Annotated in this window: 8 protein-coding genes; all 8 read right to left on the reverse strand. The window is 36.3% G+C overall.

The window, feature by feature from the left end; translation table 11 throughout:
• Positions 1-27: 27 nt before the first annotated feature.
• On the reverse strand, positions 28-1110 hold the full coding sequence (locus F8153_RS13725; RefSeq protein WP_151866930.1) for a flagellar hook-basal body protein: 1083 nt from the start codon (positions 1108-1110) through the stop codon (positions 28-30).
• A gap of 143 nt (positions 1111-1253) precedes the next feature.
• Complete coding sequence (mreB, locus tag F8153_RS13730) at positions 1254-2273, reverse strand: rod shape-determining protein (protein WP_151866931.1); 1020 nt, start codon at positions 2271-2273, stop codon at positions 1254-1256.
• Between the two features lie 268 nt (positions 2274-2541).
• Positions 2542-2796: a sporulation transcriptional regulator SpoIIID gene (spoIIID, locus tag F8153_RS13735; protein ID WP_151866932.1), complete on the reverse strand. Its 255-nt coding sequence runs from the start codon at positions 2794-2796 to the stop codon at positions 2542-2544.
• A 94-nt stretch (positions 2797-2890) separates the two neighbouring features.
• Entirely contained in the window at positions 2891-3925 is a 1035-nt protein-coding gene (locus F8153_RS13740) for an HD-GYP domain-containing protein (RefSeq protein WP_151866933.1), read from the reverse strand.
• Positions 3926-4149: 224 nt separating this feature from the next.
• On the reverse strand, positions 4150-4968 hold the full coding sequence (locus F8153_RS13745; protein WP_151866934.1) for a M23 family metallopeptidase: 819 nt from the start codon (positions 4966-4968) through the stop codon (positions 4150-4152).
• Positions 4969-5184: 216 nt separating this feature from the next.
• Complete coding sequence (gene spoIID, locus F8153_RS13750; RefSeq protein ID WP_151866935.1) at positions 5185-6174, reverse strand: stage II sporulation protein D; 990 nt, start codon at positions 6172-6174, stop codon at positions 5185-5187.
• 65 nt (positions 6175-6239) lie between these two features.
• Entirely contained in the window at positions 6240-7508 is a 1269-nt protein-coding gene (murA, locus tag F8153_RS13755; RefSeq protein ID WP_151866936.1) for a UDP-N-acetylglucosamine 1-carboxyvinyltransferase, read from the reverse strand.
• Positions 7509-7563: 55 nt separating this feature from the next.
• On the reverse strand, positions 7564-8394 hold the full coding sequence (locus tag F8153_RS13760; protein WP_151866937.1) for a YwmB family TATA-box binding protein: 831 nt from the start codon (positions 8392-8394) through the stop codon (positions 7564-7566).
• Positions 8395-8716 lie beyond the last annotated feature (322 nt).

An 8716-nucleotide genomic window follows, 5' to 3' on the forward strand; every position in this document is an offset into this window, starting at 1 on the left:
ATCATTTTTCACTTTTCACTGTTTCTACTATCCCAATCGCCCGATATCATTGACTGCCTTCTGCAGCAACTCGTCATAACTACGTACTACTTTTTGATTAGATTCATAGGTTCTGTATATACTAATCATATCTACCATTTCTCTGATAGGATTTACATTGGATGCTTCTAGGAAACCCTGTAGAACCTCACCAGTAAAGGCGGTTGCCTGAATCTCAACACCTTCTTCTGGATAAAAATAACCTTCTCCTCTTTTTCGTAAATCCTTTATATTATCAATTTCTAGAATATCGATTTGATCTACTACTTCGCCGTTTATTAAAATTTCTCCACTTTCAGTTACCTGAAAACTTCCATCCTGAGCTAAGATTGAACCCCATTGACCTGCAAGAAATAGGCCTTCAGCAGTTATGATTTCACCATTAGCATTTAGAGTAAAGCTTCCATTACGGGTATATAGTTCTTCTCCCTCTGGGGTAAGAACCTTAAAAAAGCCATCGCCCTTTAAGGCTAAATCCAGACTGTTACCAGTCTGTTCCATTGAACCTTGTGAAAAGTCGGTGGCTATACTGTTTAACCTTAATCCACCATTAATGGTTCCTATGGTATTATAGTGTCCACGAGTGATTAAATTTGCTAGGGGTTGTCCATTTACTATAACCTGACCCTGTTGATTGATCTCAAAGGCCTCTTCTCCAACAAATATTGAATTACCACCAGTATCCAACACCAGACTTCCTGATGAGGTATCCAGCTGTCCATCAGCATCTCTACTAAAGGTTCTTAAGTAGCCTTCAGCATCTACTGCAAATTGAATTTCACGGTTATAGCTGACTCCTATGGAGTTTTGTGTAGAAAATAAGCCGCCCTCAGTTTTTAATTGGAATCCACCTTCTACTCTATGAACTTCCGTTTGGGTGGAGTTATTGAAGGCTTCTGGTAAATGGGAACCATTTATTTTTTGTAGTAGCACCTCTGGAAATGATTCAGTGATCACAACATCCTTTTTAAAGGAGGTCGTATTGACATTGGCCATATTATTAGCTGTTACGTCCAATCTTTTTTCAGTAGTTTGCATTGCTGATACTGCTGTATATAATCCTCTTAGCATTTAACCACCTCGATCTAAAATTCTTCCTATATATTTATCGGTGAAAATTTCAATTACTTTAAACTAAATTTTATAAATGAAACCCTAAAAGAGAACTAGCCCCGCAAGCTATTCTTTAGGGTTTTTAAAAATCTGGTAACTTTTTATCTGTATCTTGACCTTGATTGAGATAAGCCTTGCTCTAAAATGTGTAATGAATCTAGGGCTTTACCAGTACCCTTTGCAACGCAGGACACTGCATCCTCAGCTACCACAACAGGTATACCTGTCCGCTTTTCGATTAATTTATCCAATCCCCAAAGAAGGGCTCCCCCACCAGTCATAATAATCCCTTGATTGGCAATATCTGAGGCCAACTCAGGTGGCGTTCTCTCTAATACGCTATGTACAGCATCTGCTATTGCTGTTACCGTCTCGTCGAGGGCCTCCTTCATTTGGCTGCTGGATACCTTAATATTTACAGGCAATCCAGAAACTAGGTTTCTACCTCTAACATCCATATAGGTCTCTTCATTACGGGGGAAGGCAGACCCTATGTTAATTTTCATCTCTTCAGCAGTTCTTTCACCAATCATGATATTATGCTTCTTACGCATATAACGGATGATAGCTTCATCAAATTTATCTCCTGCTATTTTAATAGATGTGCTTACAACGATTCCTCCTAAGGATATTACTGCAACATCAGTAGTTCCTCCACCAATATCTACAACCATATGTCCATTGGGTTTAGATATGTCTAATCCGGCTCCTATTGCAGCTGCTATTGGTTCTTCAATTAGATAGGTCATTCGGGCTCCTGCTTCATTGGTAGCATCGATAACTGCTCTTTTTTCCACCTCAGTCACACCACTTGGTACACATACAATTATTTTAGGTTTGAAGAATAGCTTTCGCCCTACAGTTTTATGAATAAAGTATTTTAGCATTCTTTCCGTCATTTCATAGTCTGAGATTACTCCATCCTTCAATGGCCTTATGGCTACAATGTTACCAGGGGTTCTTCCAAGCATTCTTCTAGCTTCTTGACCCACTGCTAGAATTTGATTTGTATTTTTATCTATTGCCACCACAGAAGGCTCCTGTAGTGTAATCCCTTTCCCCTTTACAAATACCAATACACTGGCAGTGCCAAGGTCTATTCCGATATCAGAACCAAACATTCTATTCCCCTCTCCTTCGATTCAGCAATTTTATTGGAATCTTGTCTATAATAGCTGACAAGAAAAACTCCACACAATAAACTATACTTTCTATATTACAACAAAAAATCCTCTATTTTTTTGGTTTTTTTCAACAATTAGTAATAAATTTTCATTTCATTTCTTGATTCGCTTTTCATCAACATTTAATGGGTTTTTCACCAAAAAACAGCAAAAACATTCAATCTCCCCCTCGAGAGATTGAATGTTTTGAGAAGCTAGTATTAATCTAAATCCCTGTAGATTTATATTTCATCTTTGTAGCTCTACCGCCCCTGATGTGTCTTTCAGCTTTATTTAAATCAAGTATATCTTTGACTTGATTTGAAATTAGAGGGTTTATCTTTGGAAGTCTTTCTGTTACATCCTTATGAACTGTACTTTTACTAACACCAAAAATGCTTGCAGTTTGTCTTACGGTGGCTCCTTCTTTAATAATATAGTTTGCAATCTCCATCACCCGATTCTCTATGTAGTCCTTCAAGTGGTAACCCCCCTCAATCATAGTGTCTTAGTCTATAATATGAAGGGGGTATGGATTTTAGAATTAAGAATTCGCAATTATTAATTTTTATTATTTATATAACATCTAAAATACAAAGATTTTTTTCCCGTGACAAATCAATAAAACCATCCTCTAATCTAATAAGGGGGCGAGTTGGATAATTCTGATTCTTAGCTACTATTTGTGCTCTTTTGCCATTGTTTAAGATAACAAAAGAGCTGATAAAAAAGTCAGATAGCTTCTCGACAAATAGTTTGGTAATACTTATATCCAATTCACCATAGCTGCTTTCCAATAGCTTTTCTGCCGTTTCGAAGGGTGATAACCTTCCCCTATAAACTCGATTAGATGTCATTGCATCATAGATATCTGCAATAGCAATAACTTTACCAAATAGATGAATTTTATCCCCGGTTAAACCCTGGGGATATCCCTTTCCATTTTCCCTTTCATGATGCTGTAGGGCACCTATGATAATTTCTTCACCTAAGCCTTTATTGTTTTTGAGAATATTATAACCCTCTTTGGAATGTCCCTTCATGATTTCGTACTCAGCTGGAGTAAGCAATCCAGGTTTATTTAATATTTCAGGGGGAATCTTCATCTTACCTACATCATGCAATAATGCTGAGTAGGTTAATTTTTTCAATTCCTCCCCTTTTAAGCCCAACCATCGACCAATAAAGGTGGCATAAATCCCTACATTTATACTATGCTGATGGGTATAATGATCAGTATCCTTTAACTGGTTAATCACCTTAAGGGAGGGCATTATATCCACAAATTTTTCAATTTCAGCAACAATCTCACTAACCTCTTCAAGCTCTATGTGGTTATTTACCTTTAAACCCTCCATAAAACTTATAATCGTGATTAAAGATTTGTTGTAGGAGTCCGTTAAACGTTCTAAAGTAGTGGCCCGATTGTGTATTATTTCTTCTAGTTCTTCTTTAATATAAATTTCTTCAATCTTCCATTTCAATAAAAAGTCAATAGAGTATTTTGTAAGTACACTACCCTTAATAAGCAGCTTCATATTCTCCGGCGTCTCAATATCCTTGGCCACCATCTGGCCTGGGATTAGCACTGAAGTTTTTACTCTTAACACACTGGGTCCCCCTTAAAACCGCTATAGTAATCCTGAAGATGATGTATTTATATGTGATTATTAATATAGCTAATATTATAATTTATGGTAAATGATAGTAATATAATAATATTCTATGCTATTTTTGTCAATAAATGTAGAAATTTGAATAAATAAATAGTAAAATAGTCCTATTATTATAATGATTATAAAAATAGGACTATTTATATAAGCTTAGATTTCATTTAGTTATTAAACTTCGGAAGATAGTTTTCTGGATTTACATGTCTACCGTCATATATTACTTGAAAGTGCAATAATGAACCTTCAACAGCTTTAATGGATGAAGTCTTACCCACTCCACTAATTACCTGCCCTTTTTTCACATAATCTCCAACCTTCACCATTGCATCGGTGGAAAGGTTGCTATATCTAGTTAATAAGTCTTCATCATGCATAATGGTAATTGTGATACCCATAATGGTATCATTCACAATTTCTATGACTTCTCCCTCAAGAGCTGCCCTAACCGCCGCTCCTTCTTCTCCATGGATATCAATGCCCTTATTGGTACTCCATTGCTCTAGAGTTTTATGGAAAACTAATCTGTCTTCAGCAAAGGGTAATCCTAAATTTCCCACAACTGGCATCATCATGTTATAAACAGTTGGTTGGGCTGAAGTTGCCATATCCTCTTCTTTCATCTCGTCCTCTTCTTCAACCTCTTGATTTACTTGGTTGGTAGCGTTAACATCCTGAGTTTGATTGGCTGTAGTATTTTCTTGACCAGTAGCCTCATTATTGGTGTTTGGTTCGTTGGCTACTTCATCAGTAGCTAAGTCCTCTTCTCCAGGATCCTCTACCAGTGTAACGTCGGGATCTTCGATTCTAGGGTCCTCTTCTGCTAAGTCGTAATTATTGTCTTGATTTGAAACCCATATTGCAGTAACAGCCACTATACATACACATAAAAATAGAATGATATAAAAGCCTTCCTTATCTAGGATGTTGTATAAAGATCTCTTTGAATCCTTTTTGTCGTTATTATTATTTTCAAATGACATAAAACCACCTCCACTTGCTATTATCACCACTTTTGATAAAATAATACAATTGGAGGGATTTAGGAACTAAAAAAATTTTTAATTTGCTACAGCAAATTTATACGTTAATTCAACATTCAACATTCAACATTTAACATTCAACATTTAACATTCAACATTGGATCTTGAATCTTAATTCTACATTCTTAATTATTAATTATTCATTGTTCATTGCCTTTACCTGTAGCTTTTCAACTGACTCAACATAACCCCTTGATAATAGTGGGTTAAAATTTCTTCATAGGTATAGCCTTCCTCTGCCATACCATTGGCACCCCACTGACTCATCCCCACGCCATGACCATATCCCTTTGTATGAAATATCACTGTGTTCCCCGAGACATTCACTGTAAAATCAGCAGATCTTAATTGAAACATTTCTCTTAATTCTCTTCCGGTGAATTCTTCATTACCAACAATGATTTTTGTAATTCTTCCACCACTGCTTCTTTCTTGGATTTGAATTTGATTGGATAAGTTTTTTTCTTGTAGTTTTATATGACTTCTACGATTTTTGAGGGTGTTTATAAATTCTTTACTCGAAACCTTTTTTTGGTCCGCCAACACTGGGGATCTATCCTCGTAGGGACTCGATACGCTTCTAAGATATGGGACTGCACTGGCAAAAACATCCTCTGAGTTTTCCGTTTTACCTCCACTGGTGGAGTGATATAGGGGCTCAATTGGTTCTAGGTTATAGGTGATGATAATCCCCTTCGTGGCTTCTACCGCCTCTTGAACTCTAGGCCAGTTTTGATACATCCAGAGTCTACCGTGTCTTTCCCTTAACTCATCCTTAGATAGCCACTCCTGACAATGGGTATGACTTGTACAAAGAGAAGCACCTGGATGATTGGCATTTTCCTTGTCCTGCTTCCACACTGCATATGTTCTAGCTGCCACAGCTTGTGCCTTCAATGCCTCTATATGAAATGATGCAGGTACCTCTGCTGCAACTACATTGGCAATGTACTCTTCTAAATCCAGCTCCATTATTTTATTGGTTTTATGGTTATATACCTTAAGCAATAAATCGGATTCTACTAAGGCTGGAGGGTTATCTTTATCAATGATAGGGATCTTTATTTCACAGCTGGTTATGATGAATATTGGTATTAAAAGTGTTGTAGCAAGTAAGGATAAAATTGCATAAAAAAAACCCCTCATTATGTACACCTCCCTTATAGTCAAATTATAATAAGGTATATGTGCATAATAAAAGGTTTAGAACATTATTCTTCCTCTTCCTCTTCTACTCTATAAATTGTTGCTCCTAAGGATTTTAACTTTTCTTCAATTCTTACGTAGCCTCTATCGATATGCTTTGTATTTCCGATTTCTGTACTACCTTCTGCTACTAGACCCGCAAGAATCAATGCAGCTCCGGCCCTCAAATCACTGGCCTTTACAGGGGCCCCTAAAAGATGTGACTTCCCTTCAATCACAGCACTTCTTCCTTCAATTTTAATAGATGCACCCATCCTTTCCAGCTCACTTACATGCATAAATCTATTTTCGAAGACGGTTTCTATAACGACACTTGTCCCCTGAGCTACTGTCATCAAAGCCATAAACTGAGCCTGCATATCTGTTGGAAAACCCGGATATGGTAGAGTCTTAATATCTATTGCCTTAGGCCTTTCAACAGCAATAACCCTTACCCCATTACCTTCCTCTATTACCTCTACATTACTTTCCTTCAGCTTTGCGATTACTGGCTTTAAGTGATCTATAACTACATTATCAACTAATACATTTCCCCCAGTTATAGCTGCAGCCACCATAAAGGTACCTGCTTCTATTCTATCGGGGATAACGGTGTGAACCGCTCCACCTAGCTTCTTTACTCCATTAATTTTAATAGTATCCGTGCCTGCACCTTTAATATCAGCACCCATTTTATTGAGGAAATTTGCAAGATCTGTTATTTCAGGCTCTTCAGCGGCATTTTCGATTACAGTTTGGCCTTCAGCCATCGAAGCTGCCATCATAATATTTTCAGTTGCTCCTACACTGGGGAAATCTAGATATATTTTATTGCCTATTAATTTTTCTGCCCTTGCTTCAACAAAGCCATGACCAAGGGTTATTTCTGCCCCTAGAGCCTTAAAACCCTTTAAATGTAAATCAATAGGTCTTGTGCCAATGGCGCACCCTCCTGGCATTGATATTCTAGCCTTTCCCATCCTTGCCAATAAGGGGCCCATCACTAAAAAGGATGCCCTCATTTTTCTAACCAGTTCGTAGGGTGATTCGTAATTATCTATGGATAGCCCATTCACTTCTATTCTATCACGTTCTAATCGCTTTACATCAGCGCCTAAACAAGCTATAACTTCACAAATTACATCTACATCATTTAAATCAGGTACCTCTTCTAAAATGCAATTTTCTGTAGATAGTAGACTAGCAGCTAATATTGGTAGTACTGAATTTTTAGCACCACTAATTCTAACGGTACCCCGGAGGGGCTTACTCTTTTCGACAATTATCTTCGCCAATTTTTGGTTCCTCACTTTCTGTCCATGAATCAACAATAGAATGAACCTTAGAATTTTAATAAGTATTCGAAATTAATGGACTGGCTATCCATATATAGGTTCGATCTTCGTATGAATTATATCTTGTGGCTAATTGAAGATTCACTTTTTTATTTTGATATTCTATAGTATTCGTAAGGAATGGACTATATAGGGTAATACTATTATATGCTTCATCTTGTACTTCTTCTATTACACTGGCCTTCAACACTAATGAGATATCCTTTATGATTCCTTTTGTCTCTTCCTCAGTTTTTTTATGTGGATAAAATCCGACCATTGCTATTGTACCTTCGATGTCATTACCGTATGGTTCTAATGCTTTAATGCTTTTTTTGTTTAATTCCACAATATCTTTATATCCTTTATTTTTTACGATGTCAATAATAATATACGATTCTTTTATTTCAGAAGAGTTAAAGCTATAAACAATTATGGTAGTAATGCTTCCTATTTCCTCTAATGCAGTTACTGTAATTTGATTGTATCCATCTTCTTCATTTCTTCTTATCAATATGGTATCTCCATCAAAATCAAGGGTTTCATCAGAAAAATATGGGTCATAATACTCAGTATTATCATAGTGAATTACCTCACCCTTAAGATTGAGTTGGCTAATTAAATCATCAATAATAACCTCCATTTCTTCTATTTCTATATACTGATTATCTAACTGAAGTGATTTGTATGTAGAAACCTCTGCCAATTGAGCCCCACTTTTCTCAAATGCCGATAGGATTTTCATTTCATCTTCATTAAAGGGAGCATCATCTTGAAATATCGCTACAGATGGCCTTATAAGGGCTAGAGAAATAATGAATAGTAAAATTAATAAGAGCTTTTTCATATATAGTCCTCCTGTGATATGGAATAGAATAGAAAAGAAGAGAACTATGGTCTACAGGATGTTAAAGGGGGACAAAAAACATCAATGTCTACAACTAGCTCTCTTCTCTTCTCTTCTCATTATTGACAGGAGATTTTTTAGTTATACATCGAAAAAAAGAAAATGTTAAATGTTGAATTATGAATGTTGAATTGATGTGGAAATCTACTATAGATTTCTTTTTTATTTTTAGATAATTATATAGGGTTTTAAAAAATACCTTTAAAGGCTTCGACGTTGCGAAGCCCTCTATAATTCAACTATAATGCCCCCCAATGTCAAG

Source organism: Alkaliphilus serpentinus (assembly GCF_009017255.1).
Lineage (GTDB): Bacteria > Bacillota > Clostridia > Peptostreptococcales > Natronincolaceae > Alkaliphilus_D > Alkaliphilus_D serpentinus.